This is a genomic window from Flavilitoribacter nigricans DSM 23189 = NBRC 102662, from assembly GCF_002646595.1.
In the GTDB taxonomy this organism is placed as follows: Bacteria; Bacteroidota; Bacteroidia; order Chitinophagales; family Saprospiraceae; genus Flavilitoribacter; species Flavilitoribacter nigricans.
Genome location: NZ_PDUD01000026.1, coordinates 1 through 16,353 on the forward strand (window position 1 = coordinate 1; position 16,353 = coordinate 16,353).

At 49.0% G+C, this 16,353-nt stretch carries 11 protein-coding genes; 3 read left to right on the forward strand and 8 right to left on the reverse strand.

The annotated features are described in order from the left end of the window. Positions 1-152: 152 nt before the first annotated feature. The 5 genes from pcaF to CRP01_RS21770 form a co-directional block, all read right to left on the reverse strand. Positions 153-1,358 carry a 3-oxoadipyl-CoA thiolase gene (pcaF, locus tag CRP01_RS21750; RefSeq protein ID WP_099152224.1) on the reverse strand — a complete coding sequence of 402 codons (1,206 nt, stop codon included), beginning with the start codon at positions 1,356-1,358 and terminating at the stop codon, positions 153-155. A 100-nt stretch (positions 1,359-1,458) separates the two neighbouring features. Then, on the reverse strand, positions 1,459-2,721 hold the full coding sequence (locus CRP01_RS21755; RefSeq protein WP_099152225.1) for an AGE family epimerase/isomerase: 1,263 nt from the start codon (positions 2,719-2,721) through the stop codon (positions 1,459-1,461). A 182-nt stretch (positions 2,722-2,903) separates the two neighbouring features. After that, complete coding sequence (locus CRP01_RS21760; protein WP_099152226.1) at positions 2,904-3,254, reverse strand: nucleoside triphosphate pyrophosphohydrolase family protein; 351 nt, start codon at positions 3,252-3,254, stop codon at positions 2,904-2,906. 144 nt (positions 3,255-3,398) lie between these two features. After that, positions 3,399-3,983 (reverse strand): TetR/AcrR family transcriptional regulator, encoded by a 585-nt coding sequence (locus CRP01_RS21765; RefSeq protein ID WP_099152227.1) that lies wholly within the window; start codon positions 3,981-3,983, stop codon positions 3,399-3,401. 106 nt (positions 3,984-4,089) lie between these two features. Beyond that, positions 4,090-4,836, reverse strand: coding sequence for an SDR family oxidoreductase (locus CRP01_RS21770; protein WP_099152413.1), 747 nt, complete (start codon positions 4,834-4,836; stop codon positions 4,090-4,092). Positions 4,837-5,046: 210 nt separating this feature from the next. Between CRP01_RS21770 and CRP01_RS21775 the strand changes: the two genes are divergently transcribed. Beyond that, a complete protein-coding gene (locus CRP01_RS21775) occupies positions 5,047-5,835 on the forward strand; it encodes a cupin domain-containing protein (protein WP_099152228.1) in 789 nt (262 codons plus the stop codon). Between the two features lie 98 nt (positions 5,836-5,933). Here CRP01_RS21775 and CRP01_RS21780 read toward each other — a convergent pair whose 3' ends face one another. Beyond that, positions 5,934-6,938 carry a Gfo/Idh/MocA family protein gene (locus tag CRP01_RS21780; protein WP_099152229.1) on the reverse strand — a complete coding sequence of 335 codons (1,005 nt, stop codon included), beginning with the start codon at positions 6,936-6,938 and terminating at the stop codon, positions 5,934-5,936. Positions 6,939-7,190: 252 nt separating this feature from the next. Here CRP01_RS21780 and CRP01_RS21785 point away from each other — a divergent pair, with 252 nt between their 5' ends. Together CRP01_RS21785 and CRP01_RS21790 are read left to right on the forward strand one after the other, a co-directional pair. Continuing rightward, positions 7,191-7,967: a ThuA domain-containing protein gene (locus tag CRP01_RS21785; protein WP_099152230.1), complete on the forward strand. Its 777-nt coding sequence runs from the start codon at positions 7,191-7,193 to the stop codon at positions 7,965-7,967. Positions 7,968-8,506: 539 nt separating this feature from the next. Further along, a complete protein-coding gene (locus CRP01_RS21790) occupies positions 8,507-12,106 on the forward strand; it encodes a T9SS type A sorting domain-containing protein (RefSeq protein WP_099152231.1) in 3,600 nt (1,199 codons plus the stop codon). A gap of 119 nt (positions 12,107-12,225) precedes the next feature. Here the strand turns inward: CRP01_RS21790 and CRP01_RS21795 are convergent, their stop codons facing one another. After that, on the reverse strand, positions 12,226-13,080 hold the full coding sequence (locus CRP01_RS21795; RefSeq protein WP_099152232.1) for a 3-keto-disaccharide hydrolase: 855 nt from the start codon (positions 13,078-13,080) through the stop codon (positions 12,226-12,228). Between the two features lie 56 nt (positions 13,081-13,136). Continuing rightward, positions 13,137-16,310, reverse strand: a complete 3,174-nt coding sequence (locus tag CRP01_RS21800) for a S41 family peptidase (RefSeq protein WP_099152233.1) — start codon at positions 16,308-16,310, stop codon at positions 13,137-13,139. Between the last annotated feature and the right edge of the window lie 43 nt (positions 16,311-16,353).

Below are 16,353 nucleotides of genomic sequence, written 5' to 3' on the forward strand. Positions count from 1 at the left end.
TCTAATAAAATGTTTACCCCGAAAATAGGCAAATGTGCCTAGATTCGGGGTATTTTATTTGCCTTTTCCTAAGCTAATTTATTGAAAGTTAATCACCTAGAATTTACAGGGATGGCCTATTTATCACAGAACTTTTTACCAAAAAACGAGCCTTAGACCCGCTCAATAATGGTGGCATATCCCTGTCCCACACCCACGCAAAGGGTGCAAAGTGCGTAGCGTTTATCCTGCTCGTGCAATTCCAGTGCAGCCGTTTGTAGTATCCTCGCTCCGGACATTCCGAGCGGATGGCCGATAGCTATAGCCCCACCGTTCGGGTTGATCCGGGGGTCGTCATCGGCTAATCCCCAGGAGCGGATAACGGCCAGACTCTGGGCCGCGAAAGCTTCGTTCAGTTCAATAATATCGATATCATCAAAAGTAAGTCCGGCTTTTTGTAAAGCTTTATTGGAGGCTTCTACCGGTCCGATCCCCATGATGCGGGGTTCTACGCCCACCACCTGGGAAGCTACTATTTGCGCCAACGGTTGCAGATCGTATTTTTTGACGGCATCCTCCGAAGCAATGAGCAGGACTCCGGCTCCGTCGTTGAGCCCGGAGGCGTTTCCGGCAGTAACGGTGCCGTCCGTTCGGAAGGCCGGGCGAAGCTTAGCCAGTACTTCGGGGGTGGTGTCCGGTCTGATGAATTCATCCTGGGCAAAAATGATGGGATCTGCTTTGCGTTGCGGAATGCTTACCGCTACGATCTCTTTCGCCAGGCGCCCCGATTCCCGGGCCTGTGCAGCCTTCTTTTGACTCAGATAAGCAAACTGATCCTGATCTTCCCGGCTGATGGTGTGCATATCCACCAGATTTTCGGCCGTCTCGCCCATGGCATCCGTTCCGTAAGCTGCTTTCATTTTCGGATTGACGAAGCGCCAGCCGAAGCTGCTGTCGTACATCTTAGCGTCGTTCCCAAAAGGTAGGGCCGATTTGGATACCACCCAGGGGCCACGCGTCATATGCTCCACGCCTCCCGCGATGAAAACCTCCCCGTCACCGGCCTTAATAGCGCGGTTGGCGTGGATCACCGCCGACATACCCGAAGAGCAGAGGCGATTGATGGTTTCACCCGGTACGCTTACCGGCAGGCCGGCCAGTAAGGCGGCCATGCGTGCTACATTCCGGTTATCCTCTCCCGCTTGGTTGGCACAGCCGAGGATCACATCATCCACTACCGCCGGTTCGAGATTGGGGTTTCGTTCCATCAGTGCTTTGATTACCAAAGCCGCCAGATCATCCGTGCGGACGGGGGAGAGACTTCCCCTGAATTTAGCGATAGGCGTACGAATGGCATCTACTATATATGCGTCTTTCACTTCAATCTTTCTTTTGTTCTAACTGTAAACATTTGTACGCCGGTATTGTTGGCGGGTAAGCCTTTGCCGACGGAGCCGGATATTTTCATTGGAAACAGTGCTACGACTGCTGATCGAGTATAGCCTCCAGCTTTTTCACCGTCAGGCAGGTGCCGCGAACCGTATGGTAGAATACCTTCCAGCTGGTGCCCATATAATCCCAGATAGGCTCACCCTCTTCGGCCAGCAAGGCGAACCATTCTCCCTGATCCCAATGGATCATCTTATCGAAAACGAAGTCGTGCACATTTTTGAAGGCGTCAAGGTATTTTTCATCACCGGTAAGCAAGTAGGCATCCGAAAAACCAACCAGCGCTTCGGCCTGCTGCCAGAATTCTTTGGTACGCTCGGTAGCTGCGCCTACTTTTCTGCCTTCAACGTAAAGCCCTCCGTGTTGCCAGTCCACTCCATTTTCATAGGTATGCTCGTAAATTGGCAAGACACGATGTAGACTTTCTTCCCGTGGGATACCCAGAATATCCTGAGCGTGCAGATAAAGCCAGGCCAGTTCAATGTTGTGTCCGTAAGAGGTGATATCGGGTGATTTGCCGTCTTCATCAAAACGGTCACGCCCCCAGACCGTATCCAGCTCTACATTGGCGATCGGTCTCCAGTCTGCCGTAAACATCGAGATGCCCGTACCCGTCTCCGGATCGACCATCTTATCGAAGATCAAATCGATCACTTCTTCCAGCGCGCGGCGGTGTGCCGGATCTCCGGTGAGTTCGTAAAGTGTCGTAAACGCTTCCATGAGGTGCATGTGTACGTCCAGCGACTTGTGAATGCTCACATCCCCTCTGGCTTTTTTGATGTTGAGCTTACGATCGAAGTGTTCGAAATACCCCCCGTGTTCGGGATCTTTGATTTCTTTCTGCAAAAAATCAAAGATCCGTATCGCTTCCGCTTTGGCCGCTTCGTCACCGGTAAGTAACGCGTATTCCGACAAACTGTAGATGAGAAAAGAATGTCCGTAAATGATCTTATTATCATCTTTAGGTGTACCGTCCTCCTCTACGATCCAGTAATACCCGCCGTACTCATCGTCCCGGAAGTGTTCGAAAAGAAAATCAATGCCCTGCTGTACGACTTCTTTGCCGCCGGGCCAGTCGAAACCCAAGCGCATAGCCTGGGAAATGGTGAAGATACAGCGGCACTGCGCCAGAAAGGATTTTTCGCTATTGTCCGTTCGGTTCCCGTCCCGGTCGTAATTAGTCTGGAAACCGCCGTAGACCGGATCTACCGCCCGGGCCACCCAAAAGGGGATCAGTTTTTGATTGAGGTAATTGCTCGTTTGCTCCAGATAAGCTTGCATAGGGCGCTCCATACTCTTTTTAGGCATTAGGTGAAGAAATAGAAATGACCAGGTGTGAGTTATTCGGTTTATCCATAAAATCCGAATCGGCCATTTGTAACTACAGACGTGAAGGAAGGAAAAAAGACGGACAGTGCCGAGCGAAATAGTTTAGAATTCGAACGTTCCCCGCGTTACGTATCAGTTTAGCCGGATCAGGCGGCATCTCCATCACGAACAGTTGTTCGTTCGGGATCGTAACCGTCCGGGAACCGAGCCTCTAACTTCCGGATGTTGTGTTCCATAATTTCTTCCAGCGTAAAACCCAAGTCGGAGCAAAGCGTGGTCAGGTACCATAGGACATCTCCCAGTTCTTTTTTCAGGTGGTCGCGATCCAGTCCCCGTTGGTGAAAGATGCCTTTTTTAACCAGATCGGCTACTTCTCCGGCCTCACCGGCCAGTCCCAGCGCATTCCAGGCAATCATAACCTGGGGATCAGTGATCTCGAAATCGGGCTTTTCTATGCGAGTGCGGGAGGCTGCTTTTTGGTATTCGTTGGCTTGCATGTTTTTTGGTGTGTTGTGGTGTTGAAGTGTTGTGGTGTTGAAGTGTTGAAGTGTTGTGGTGTTGTGGTGGCTTCCCGTTCGTAGAAGAAGGTGGTATAAGCGGTTATCCAAATAGAAACGGAAGAAACCTTTATCAGTATCAGATCATTTTTCTAAAATAGTGATACCGGCCCGCACGGCGGCCATCAGTTCTTCTTTTTTACGGTTGACCTTGGTGAGTACCATTACGCCGTTGTACAAAGTAAAGATAAGAGCGGCAATGGCTTTGAGGTCCTTTTCGGGAGTTATTTCTCCCCGGGCGGATCCGGCCTGGAGATAATCGTAGAATAGTTGTTCAAAATCGAGGCGATTTTCCGTGAGCATGGTGTGCATCGTACAATCAGTGGAAACCATCTCTGTGGTCGCATTCACGACAAAGCAACCTTTGGTATCCGGGTCTCTCAGCGCGCCGTCGATCGCTTTTTCGAACAGCCGCAAAATGCCCCGCTGCACGGGTTGCTGACTAAACAAGAAGGCCCGGATCTTTTCCTGGTTTTCCTGCTGATACAATTTGAATGCCTGATCGAATAGCTCCTCTTTACTACCAAAAGTATCGTAAAGGCTCGCCCGGTTGATGCCCATGCCGTCCACCAGTTCCTGCATAGAGGTAGCGTAGAAACCCTTCTTCCAGAAGACTTCCATGGCTTTCTTCAGTACCTCTTTCTCATCAAACTGCTTGACACGTGGCATAATTGAAAATTTAGGATGGCCGCAAGACCTGGAGCATAGGCTTTGCGGCGATCCCAAAATTACACATATCGGAACATTCGTTCCAAATATTGGTAAAAATTTTTGTCTAGGTCAACACGGCAACCCCACCGTCGATGTTGTATTCTCCTCCGGTAATAAAGGAAGCTTCGTCTGAGGCGAGGAAAGAGACCAGTTTGGCTACTTCTTCCGGTTTACCGAATCTTTTGAGTGGTACCCGGTTCTGCATGTTGGCAGCAAAATCATTGAGTGCTTCTTGGGGCAATCCCGTCTTTTCGAAGATCGGCGTGGTGACCGGGCCGGGATTTACCGCATTTACGCGGATCTTGCGGGCGGCCAGTTCGGTAGCAGCAGTACGGGTGTAAGAGTTCATAGCCGCTTTGGAAGCTGCGTAGACGGCTGTGTTGGGCATACCGGTATACGCATTAACGGAAGACAGGTTGATGATGGATGCCCCATCATTCAGGATGGGCAGGAATTTTTCGATGGTAAATACCGCTCCTTTAAAATTAATTCCCATCTGATGGTCAAACATTTCTTCGGTGATCTGACCGACCGGAGCGGGAGCAAAGATCCCGGCATTGACAAAAAGGATGTCTACCTGGCCGTGATCGGCTTTAATCTGTGCGACCAGATTATCGATAGCGCTGAGATCGCTGACGTCCGCTACGATTCCCTGGACGCCCAGATCGGCCGCAGCCTGCTTAACCTTTTCGGCCGACCGGCCGGTAATGATCACGTGGGCACCTTTCGCTTTAAGATCGCGGGCAGATGCGTACCCAATTCCACTGTTTCCGCCGGTAATGACGGCTACTTTTCCCTGTAGGCTCATGATGAATATTTTTAGCAAGTTAATAACGGAATGATTGTTCCAAATAAATTATAACAGAATGAACGTTCCAGAATGTTTTTGGTTGAGGTGCTGTTGATATTTTTTTGAAATTAATTTATAAAAGGAATGGATACGGGACAAATGTTGCCTTGTATTCTGCTTTCTCTACTGACTCAAAAAGCTTACCTTTAGAGATCAAAACAACGAAGAACCATGACGAAATCACTTACCTGGCTAATGCTGGCCGGCATAGGCCTGCTGAGCAGTAATTTTGCCGGTGCCCAATCCGATAGCATAATTTCGGGCATTACCCAATGGAAAAAACTAAAGGTCGAAAAACAGGATACCCGCAAGACCAGACAGGTTCTGGATGGACCTACCGTTTTTATGGAGCGTTTTGAAATTCACGCTACTACCCTGAAAGCCGGCATGGCTCCCCACCCTCCCCATTCCCACAGTGATGAAGAAGAACTGATCATAGTTAAAGAAGGACAGGTGCAGGTGACCATTGGCAATGAAAGCCGGATATTAGGCCCGGGTAGTGTCGCTTTTGCCGAGATCGGCGATGAACACGGATTTTCCAATTCGGGCGATACGGAAGCAACTTATTATGTGATTAAAATGAAAACCCGGGGAGCCATGGACCTGGAACGGGGGCAGAAAGCCGGTGGGTCCTTTATGATCGACTACGATGAGGTAGCATTCAACGCACACGATCGGGGCGGAGTGCGGCCCTATTTCCGACGCTCCACTGCACTTTTCGATTATTTCGAAATGCACGTCACCACGCTTAATCCGGGCATCCAGAGTCATCCTCCGCACACGCACGCAGCGGCCGAGATCATTCTGGTGATCGAAGGAAAGGTGGAAGAACAGATTGAGGACGAATTCTATAAAGGAAAGGACGGCGATCTGATCTTTCTCGCATCGGAGAGCTCGCACGCCATTCGCAACCGGGGAAAGAAGCCGGCCCGTTATTTTGCTTTTCAATGGAGCGAATAAACGGTCAGAAAATTGGGAGCTTTTACAGTATTGGCTTAAAGCGCCACTTTTTGTAAAAGCTCCCAACATTTCTATCTGTGTTTCCCATATTCAGTTGCTCAGGCATCTATCCGACGACAAAGCTCACCCATTACCCAATTGGTGCGGGCGCCACTGAAACCGGTACTTACGCATTCTCCATTTCCGAGTAGTTCGTCCACGACCTGCTGGATCAGTGGTTGCTGAATATGTAGCGGCATATCAAACGTGAAAACTTTTTCATCTTCACCGTCTACCGCCAGACGCACCCGGTTATCGCCAAAGTAGGCAAAGGTAAGCTGACCTTTACTGCCGATGATGGTGGTCTTGTCCAAGCTGGAAGCATCCGAACTATTAAAGCACCAAAGTCCCTGTCCCATGATGCCATTTTCAAAGCGGAAGGTTCCCATCACCAGATCTTCGGCGGGGTACTGTCCGGCCTGATTAGTAGCCATACCCGTAGCGGCGGAAATGGGTCCAAAGAGATAGTCCAGGAAATCCAGCTGGTGGGAAGCCAGGTCGAAAAAGTACCCTCCTCCGGCCACATCTGGCTGGACGCGCCAGTTGTCCGCACCCTGACCGGCACTGACCACATCGGGTTCCAGAGACTTGATCAATCGAATATCCACTGACCGGACCTCTCCGATAAGCCCCTCATCGATAATCTCTTTTACTTTTAAAAAATTTGGCAGTGCCCGCCGGTAATAGGCAACGAACAAGGGCACCTTGGCCGTCGCACAGGCCTTTACCATTTGCAGGCATTCTTCGTGGGTACGCGCCATCGGTTTTTCCACGTATATAGGCTTGCCGGCCTCCGCTACCCGCAAAGTGTAGTGTTGATGGGTATCCGGGGGCGTAGCGATGTAAACAGCATCTACTTCGGGATCACGAATAAGTGGATCCGCATCGTCGTACCATTTGGGCACACCGTGTCTTTCCGCAAAATCTTTGGCTTTCTCGCCATTTCGACGCATCACTGCGACCAATTCGGAACCATCGATCTTTTGCAGGGCGGGGCCACTTTTAACTTCACAAACATCACCGGCCCCGATGATCCCCCAACGTATTTTCTCCTTGTTTGCCATAATCAATTTTTTATCTTTTGCAGCTATTGGAAACGCCTTTTCCAAAAATTATTAAAATGCGAAGCGGTAGCCGTTAATTTGCAAAAGTGCTCAGGCTTATCACGCTTCCAACTGCTGTATTTCACTTATTTTATCCGGCGATAATAGAACTAATATACCAACAGAGGCAAAAATGACGATTTTTTTGTGGGATATTTGTCCCGTTCAATAGTTTTAATTTCGAAAAAACAACGTAAAACAACTTTAACAAGCATGAAAAACCTTTTTCGTTTAACCATCTTGGCACTAGCCATTTTGCTGGTTTCTTCGGCCAGCGCCCAGAGGGGCGGACAATTTCGGGCCCTGCTCTTCACTAAAACTGCCGGCTTCCACCACGAATCGATCAACGAAGGTGTAACGGCCATTCGCAAACTGGGCGAGCGGCATCATTTCTCAGTAAGCTGGCAGGAAAATGCCAGTGTATTCAACGATCGTCAACTGGAAAATTTTGACGTAGTCATTTTTCTCAATACTACCGGAGACGTACTGAACGACGAACAGCAGGCTGCCTTCGAAAAGTTCATTCAGGCCGGCAAGGGATTTGTGGGCATCCACAGCGCTTCCGATACGGAATACGAGTGGGAATGGTACACCAAAATGGTTGGCCATATGTTCAAGATCCATCCGCAGATCCAAACGGCCAAGCTACAGGTGATTGACCGGAATTTCCCCGGCCTGAGTACGCTCCCCGATGAATTTCTCTGGACGGACGAATGGTACCAGTTTAGCGAAGCAACTATCGATGATCTCAATTATATCATCAAGATCGACGAAAGTTCCTACGACCCCAATGTGAAATGGGGAGACAATGTCGGAGAAGGTATGGGTGATATGCACCCCATGGCCTGGTACCACGAATACGACGGCGGCCGGGCTTTCTATACCGGATTGGGACACGTTCCCGCCGTTTTCGAGGACCCGATGTTCCTGGCTCATCTCTACGGCGGCATCTATTGGGCCGCTAAGGGGATGGGGGTGAAAAAGATGTGATATGTTGATCGGGCTGCAGGTGAAAATTTAAATCCCTACTTTGCCTGCAGTCCCTTCGGATAAATAATAGTCTGTTAACCACAACCTATACCATTAGTTGATGTCAGCCCTCTACTTCACACAGGGAAGTTGTTTCGTGATAATTTATGGCGTGTGATCAAAATAATTTCATCCCAAATGTAATTAGACATTCTACACCTTTAAGATTTTAATTCTCTTGCTATATTTCGGATAAGCCGCCTATTCTATACCGATTATATATGATAAAATTAAGTCACGTTTGCCGGTAGTCATTAAGACCGTTATTCCAATCTGAAATAAAAAATAAAAAAAGACCAGGTTTACCGAACCTCTTCATAAGGAATATTGTTTGCCATTTACCTTTCTTACAGCATTTTATATTCTAAATTTTCCGAAAAAGTAAAATTTATTACTACAAATAGACTATAAAACAAATTAGTCTAAACAAACAAAATCCATTAGGTCTCCAACCATCGTAGATAAGAATAACCATATTATACACATAAATTCTCAGCCTAATGAAAATGAAAAAGTTTACTCCTTTAATCCTATGCATTTTACTGACTACATTCTTCGGAATCTCTTCAGTTAATGCAGCTACGATTACCGTAACCACTGCCATTGATGGCGATCCCGGTTCACTACGAGATGCAGTTTCCACAGCGGTTGCCGGTGACGTTATTGTTTTTGATGTCTCTCTGAATGGAAACGTACAAGTGCTCACTATGGGTGAGATCTTGATTGACAAGTCTCTTACGATCATGGGTAGCGGAAGGGCATTGACAATTATCAGCGGAGGTTCCAGTAGTCGAATTTTCAACATTACTGGCACACCAGTTACCATTTCTAAAGTTACCCTGCAGGACGGCGCAGCCATGGACAATGGAGGTGCTATTTTGATAAGCGGTGCAACCGTTGAGATCAACAACTCCACTGTTAGAAATAGTGTTGCTAGTGGAGCTATGGCTACCCAAGGTGGAGGCGGTATTTTCAACGATGGAGGATCGCTTTTTATCGTTGGCTCGATGATCAGCAACAATAATGCCAATGGTGCCAGTGGTAGTGGTGGCGGTATTTTTAATGGTTCAGGTAGTAGCCTTATTATTGTTAGTAGTACAATAAATAAAAATAGTTCGGTTCGCGCCGGTGGTGGTATTGAAGATAATTCAGGCGCCGGTACTACCCTGTATTTACAAAGTGTAAATTTAAATGATAATAAATCTGAATCAAATCCAGGTAACGGTGGTGGGCTACACATTACGGGTGCTGGAGATGCCGCAATTTTTGGAGGAACAGTATCTGGTAATGTTGCCGCTGCGGAAGGAGGCGGCCTGTGGAATGGTACTGGAATTATGCAGATCCAAAACGTAACCATTAATGGAAATACCGCAAGCGGTACCACCGCCGATCAGGGCGGTGGTGGTGTGTTTAATGCGGGAGGCGATATCAAAATCAAAAGTGGCTCGATCATCAATAACAAAGCAGACGGTGCTAGTGGAAGTGGTGGCGGTATTTTTAACGATATAGGTGGAACAATAACAGTAAGGGGCACCGATATATCCGGTAACAGTTCGATGCGTGCCGGTGGAGGTATCGAGGATAATTCTGGGGCTGGCACCACTGTTACCCTCAGGGAAATTACCTTGAATAATAACATAACCTCTATGTCACCGGGTAATGGAGGTGGTTTCCATATCACCGGTTCGGGTAATGCTACGATCGAAGATGGTACGGTATCTGGTAATACAGCAGCTGCTGAGGGTGGCGGCCTTTGGAATGGTACCGGAACGATGAACGTTGCCCGCATGAACATTAACGGTAATACAGCCAGTGGGGTTGCTGCCGACCAAGGAGGTGGGGGAATTTTCAACGCCGGAGGTACTCTGTTGGTCCGGCAGTCAACTTTAGCCAACAATAAAGCGGACGGTGCCAGCGGAAGTGGTGGTGGTATTTTTAATGATGCAGGAGGTTCGCTTACTGTCTTTGAAAGTATGCTTCTGATGAATACTGCAAACCGAGCCGGTGGTGGTATTGAGGATAATTCAGGTGCTGGTACTACAATTGTTGTACGAGATGTAAACTTGGAAAATAATAGTACAGGAAATGCTCCAGGTAATGGAGGTGGTTTACACATTACTGGCGCTGGTAATGCTCTAATTGATGGTGGCTTAATTAGCGCCAATATTGCCGCTGCGGAAGGCGGTGGACTTTGGAATGGTACTGGATTTATGCAGATCCAAAACGTAACCATTGATGGAAATACCGCAAGCGGCGCTAATGCCGATCAGGGTGGTGGTGGCGTGTTTAATGCCGGAGGTGGTATCAAAATCAAAAGTGGCGCGATCATCAATAATAAAGCAGACGGTGCCAGCGGAAGTGGTGGTGGTATTTTTAATGATGTAGGTGGAACGATAACGGTAAGAGGCACCGATATATCGGGTAACAGTTCGATGCGTGCCGGTGGAGGTATCGAGGATAATTCTGGCTCGGGCACTACTGTTACCCTCAGAGAAATTACCTTAAATAATAATACAACCGCTATGTCACCGGGTAATGGAGGTGGTCTGCATATCACTGGTTCGGGTGATGCTATGATAGCTGATGGCACAGTGTCCGGCAATACAGCGGCGGCCGAAGGCGGCGGCCTTTGGAATGGTACCGGTACGATGAACGTTGTCCGTATGAACATTGATGGCAATACAGCCAGTGGGGCTGCTGCCGATCAAGGAGGTGGGGGAATTTTCAACGCCGGAGGTACTCTGTTGGTCCGGCAGTCAACTATAGCCAATAATGAAGCAGACGGTACCAGTGGAAGTGGTGGCGGAATCCTAAATGATACTAGAGGAAGTTTGCAAATTCGCAGTACAGTGATCACATTGAACTCAGCAATGCGAGCCGGTGGTGGTATTGAGGACAACTCCGGAACTGGAACTACTGTTACACTCCTAGATGTTAACCTCGATAATAACGATACCGGCTCCGCACCCGGTAACGGCGGCGGCCTCCACATCACCGGTGCCGGCGATGCCACTATCACCGGAGGTACCGTCAACGGAAACACCGCAGCAGCTGAAGGCGGTGGCCTCTGGAACGGCTCCGGCACCATGACCGTCGATCGAGTAACGATTGACGACAATACAGCCAGTGGAGCTCTAGTCGACGAAGGTGGTGGTGGTATTTTTAACAATGGTGGACTTCTCGAAGTAATGTCCTCAACGGTCTCGAACAATACGGCCGACGGCGCAGCCGGCGCGGGAGGAGGTATCCATAACAATGGTGGTGAGATCACTCTATCCATGAGTACTATTTCCGGGAATACTTCAGCATCTGGTCTTGGTGGTGGTATCTTTAATAATGGTACTGCGAGCGTTGAGACTTCAACTGTTACCGATAACTCTGCAACTTCCGGTGGAGGTATCGCACAGGATATCGCCGGTTCAATGCTTACGCTTGGTAGTTCTATTATCGCTGGAAATTCAGCGGGAGTACCTCCTGTAGCTGATATTTCCATTGATCTCGGAACCGTAGTTTCTAATGATTATAATATAATTGGTATCGAACAATCGCCGCTTATCACTCCGGCAGCTAATGATCAGACCGGTAACATAGGTTCTCCGGTTGATCCTATGCTTGATGCACTGGCCAACAATGGCGGCCCGACACAAACGCATGCCTTGCTTTGCGATAGTCCGGCCATTGATGCCGGCGATCCAGCCATTTTAGTAGCGGATCAACGCGGGCTAGGCGTATTTGGAGGACAGCGGGATATTGGAGCTTTCGAACTCCAGGTAGCTTGCCCGGTAAGTCCGTTGGCCGGTAATACCGATGAGTTTGAGAACAGTTTCAATGGTTTGAACTCTCAGGTAGAAACAACCGGTTCAGTAGCTATCTTCCCGAACCCGGCGCCAAAATCTAACGTCAGAGTCGATATTCCGTTGCAATTTGGTGAAGATGTAAGTATTAGGATCCTGGATCAATCCGGTCAGGTACTGGTAGAAAAGTGGGGGTCAGCTGGAACCAATCAGTTGAATCTCTCTCATTTGTCAGCTGGAACCTACCTGGTACAGGTTACGTCTGAGACCGAAACCAAGACACTCCGGTTAATTCTGGTCAACTAATCTGAAAATGTATTAATCGCATATACCCTCTTCGGATGACTTTCCGAATCAAAGGGATTAGGACAGGATCGGCGCTGAAACCATTAGGGATCAGCGCCGATTCTCTTTTTTTAAGGCCTTCAGTCATTCTTTAAGAATTCTGTCGGCAACCCAGCAATCCCCCGCAACCGGATATCCCGGTAAAAAATCTCCGCACCTTCCGACTGGATCTCGATCTTCCCTTTGGTCAGCGGTCGCTCCGTTTCCCCGTCCAGTTGCCGGGAGTTGTATAAGATCATATTTACCTGGCCGTTGATGACGTGGATAGCCGTATCTCCGCTGCAGTACAGATCAATAACATTCCATTCTCCGGTACTTTTTTCGGCATCCGGCTGCTTGATGCAATGGCGGCCGACCGGAGTCCGGTCCTTAAAAGTGACTAGCGGAGCACCCGGAGCATAAACGTAATTGCTGTCGGCATTCATCCGGGCCGGAATGTCGAAGATAGCGCCGGACACGCCCCAATAGTCGCCACAATCTCCCTGCTGCACCTGCAACTCCTGGGAACGCATCCAGGAACCATTAGCCGCACCATGGGGTCCTACCGCATGGTACAACACGCCACTGTCCATTTTTGCCTGCTCGCGGGGCGGCCATTTCTGCTTTCCCCACTTGAAAGTCAATTGTAGGTGATAATTATCAAATTCAGCCTGAGTGGAAATCCCTCCAAAGGTCTGTCCGGAAATACGAATCGCCGGCGCTCCTTCTTCCCGGACTACCGAGAAAACTTTTTGGGGATCATTATTAAGACCTATAGGTTGATTGGTTTCACCCTGCGGCTGGGTAAGGTCCGGCCGGTTGAGGTAGGTGTCCCAGCCGGAAAGATCCGTTCCGTTAAATAGTACCTGCCAGTCTGCCGAAGTGGTCTGTTCTGTGGATTTACATCCCGCGATTAAAAAAACTACGCCCCAGGCCAGTATAATTTTTCGGATCATTACCCCATGCTTTACAGTAGGCCGGCGCGAACCGACCTACCCGGTCAAAAACAATTTTATTTACCACTGCCGACTTCCCGATCGTTTTTCATCTGCTTCAGGATCTCAGATATCGCCCGGTCCAGTTGTGGATCTTTTTGGTCCAACCGGTCTTTAAATGTATTCTTGACGAAGATATCCGGGCTGACCCCCGTCTTTTCCAGATTTTTTCCGTCCAATGTATAGCAACCCCAGGAAGGCAACCGATAAAAAGAGCCGTCGACCAGTCCCTTACCGGAGGTAAAGATGATCCACCGGTAGGTTTCCGTACCGATCACGGTGCCCAGTCCCAGTTCTTTAAATCCGGCGGTCGTCATTTCCGCATCGCTCAGACTTTGCTCGTTGATCAGCACGACAATCGGCTTACCTGCAGGTGCAAAATTGGGCTGATTGCTCAGTTTTCCTTCCCGGTATTTCCATTTCAGATAAGGTCGCTGGGACAGGAACTGCAGTACTGCATCGTGCACGTTGCCTCCTGTGTTGTACCGCAGGTCCAGAATAAGCGCATCCCGCTGGTGCCATTCGGAGACCATTTGTTCCAGAAAGCTCTCCAGTTCGCCACCGCCCATATTCTTCATGTGGACGTAAGCCACTTGCTTATCCGTAGCCTTATCCACGATAGCCTGCCGTTCATCCATCCATTCGTCGTACAGTAAGTTGCGCTGCGCTCCGGCTGAGATCGGATGCAACATTACCTGATGTTCTTCTCCTCCGCGCTGGAACGTGAGTACCAGTTCCTGGTCCAGGGAAGGTTGCGCGAAGTAAGCTTCCCGATTTTTGGCGGCATCAATCCGCTGTCCGTTCACGGCCACCAGCACATCGCCTTTTTTAATATCCTTTCCCTTACGGTCGGCGGGGCCATCAGTGATGATAGTAGCTACCTGATAAGGTTTATCTTCTTCAAAAAGCAGGCCGGCGGCTAATGTCCGGGTGCCATAGAAAGCCTCCTCCTCTTTACCGCTGGAATAGAAGCCAAAGTGAGAGGTATTCAATTCTCCAAGCATATCATTGAGCAGACGTCGCAGGTCCGCCCGATTATTCACGAAAGGCAGATAGGGTTCGTAGCGATCGCGGGTGGCGGCCCAGTCTATCCCGTGGAAGGTCTCGTTGTAAAAGTTCTCTTCCATATTGGCCCAGGTTTCCGTAAACATCTGATCGAATTCCGCGCGCAATTCCCGGCGGAAAGTATGATTGATGTCAATTTTATCTACCTTATTCTGGCCAAGATTGAGTGTGTAAATATTACCCCCGAATAATACGTAATGCTTGCCCTTCACTTCTCTGACCTCAAATGATCCGGTGCGGGCACCTTTGATCTCTTCGGTTTTCGTATCCTCAAAAGGTTCTACCTCCGTTTTCCAGATACCGTAGCGGCCTTCGTTGTGGTTGGAAGTATACAGGAGCGTGGTTTTCCCATCTTTCTGATACACGTAGATATTTCGCTGGCTTCCAAAACGCGGCCCCATTCGCTCCAGGCGTTCCATTAAACCATCTTCATCGATACTGACGGTAATTTTTTCAGTTTCTTCTTTCTTCTTGTCCTCCGTAGAATCTTTCTTTTCTTCCTTTTTATCAGCGAATAGTTCATCGAACTTTTCCTGCCGGAAGGGCTCATCGTATTTTTCCAACGGCATGCGATAGATCTTCGCATCGCCCATTCCGCGGGGATAGTTCGGTTGAGTGCGATTGGTGAGAAAATACAGGTATTTTCCATCGGGCGACCAATAGGGGTTGACTTCGGAAACTCCCGTCTGGGTGAGATTGGTAACCGCTCCCGACTCAATGTCTACCACATACATATCCCGCTCAAAATCCTGATAGGCAGTAAATACCACATGCCGGTCGTCCGGACCAAAATAGGGACGATCATTCTGAAAACCCCACAGTTCGGCGCGGGCCAGTACTTTGCTCTCTTTACTTTCCAGGTCCAGTAGACGCACCTCGCTGCGCCCGCTGAGATAGGCCGCTTTGGTTCGGTCACTGTTCATCGTCAGTAAGCGGTTGTTCGCCCCATCATCCGTGAGCTGGGTGGCTTTCCCGGAACCGTCCGCGGCAATCGTAAACCAGTTCTGATAACCCGCCACCGTCTGATTGAATAAAAGGCTCTTGTTATCTTTCAGCCAGTAAACTTCCGATACTCTTCCATCTGGAGCCGTTTGGATCTGACGAATGAACTGTCCCTTGATATCCGAAACAAACACTTCGCCGCGCGACACAAAGGCCATCTTTTTTCCATCGGGCGCCACATCAAAATCGGTTACATTACCCTGCACCTTGAAATCCTGCTCCCGGGCCAGGGTCTGGTTCCGCACGATACGGATGGGAATTGCGGCTGATTTCTTGGTTTTGGTATCGTAGCGCCAGATCTGATAGTCGCGGCGAAACACTACACTGCTGCCGTCCGCACTCACAAATGGCGCAAAAGCCGGTGTATCAAAATTAGTAAGCCGTTTTTTATTCTCTCCATCCAGTTCGTACAGGTTATAGACATCGCGGTGTTCGTCGGACAGAAAGTAGGAGTTTCCATTGCGATCGATAGTTACCGACATGTCTTTTCCTTCGTAATCCGTATACTGTTTATAAGCACCGGTCTTTGGATTGTAGGATTTAATATCCGGATTATAGGCTCCCTTGTAACGCTGCCGGTGGACAAAGCTGCTACTCTCCCAGGTTTCGTTGAAAAATATCTCGCCACTGGAAGGATGCTCCATGACGTTGTGAATATTGTTGAAGTAGTGGCCGAACAAACGTTTCGGCGTACCGCCGTCCATAGCCACTTTGTAAGTGCTGATCCGATTGTAGCGGCTGGAATTAAAATAGATAGTCTTACTGTCCCAGCTCCACTGTTCCACCTGATCGCCGGCTTCATGGAAGGTAAGCTGCTGTATTGCACCTCCGTTCAGCGGCATGATAAATACGTCGGCGTTGCCGTATTGTTCCCCGCTGAAAGCAAGCCATTTGCCATCCGGAGAAACCCGGGGATAACGCTCCTGTCCTTCCATAGCAGTGATCCGGCGGGCTACGCCGCCTTCCACCGGGCTTTGCCATAGATCTCCCTCGTAGGAAAAGATCAAAGTTTTACCATCCGGTGTAAGGCAGGGATCATCAGCGAAATAAGTAACCTGCTCCTGGGCAATCAGAAATGACGTACATGCCAGAAGCAAGAAAAGAACCAAGTGATTTTTTTTCATAATAATATCAGGTGTTATTTGGTAAAATAAATGAGGTAAAGTG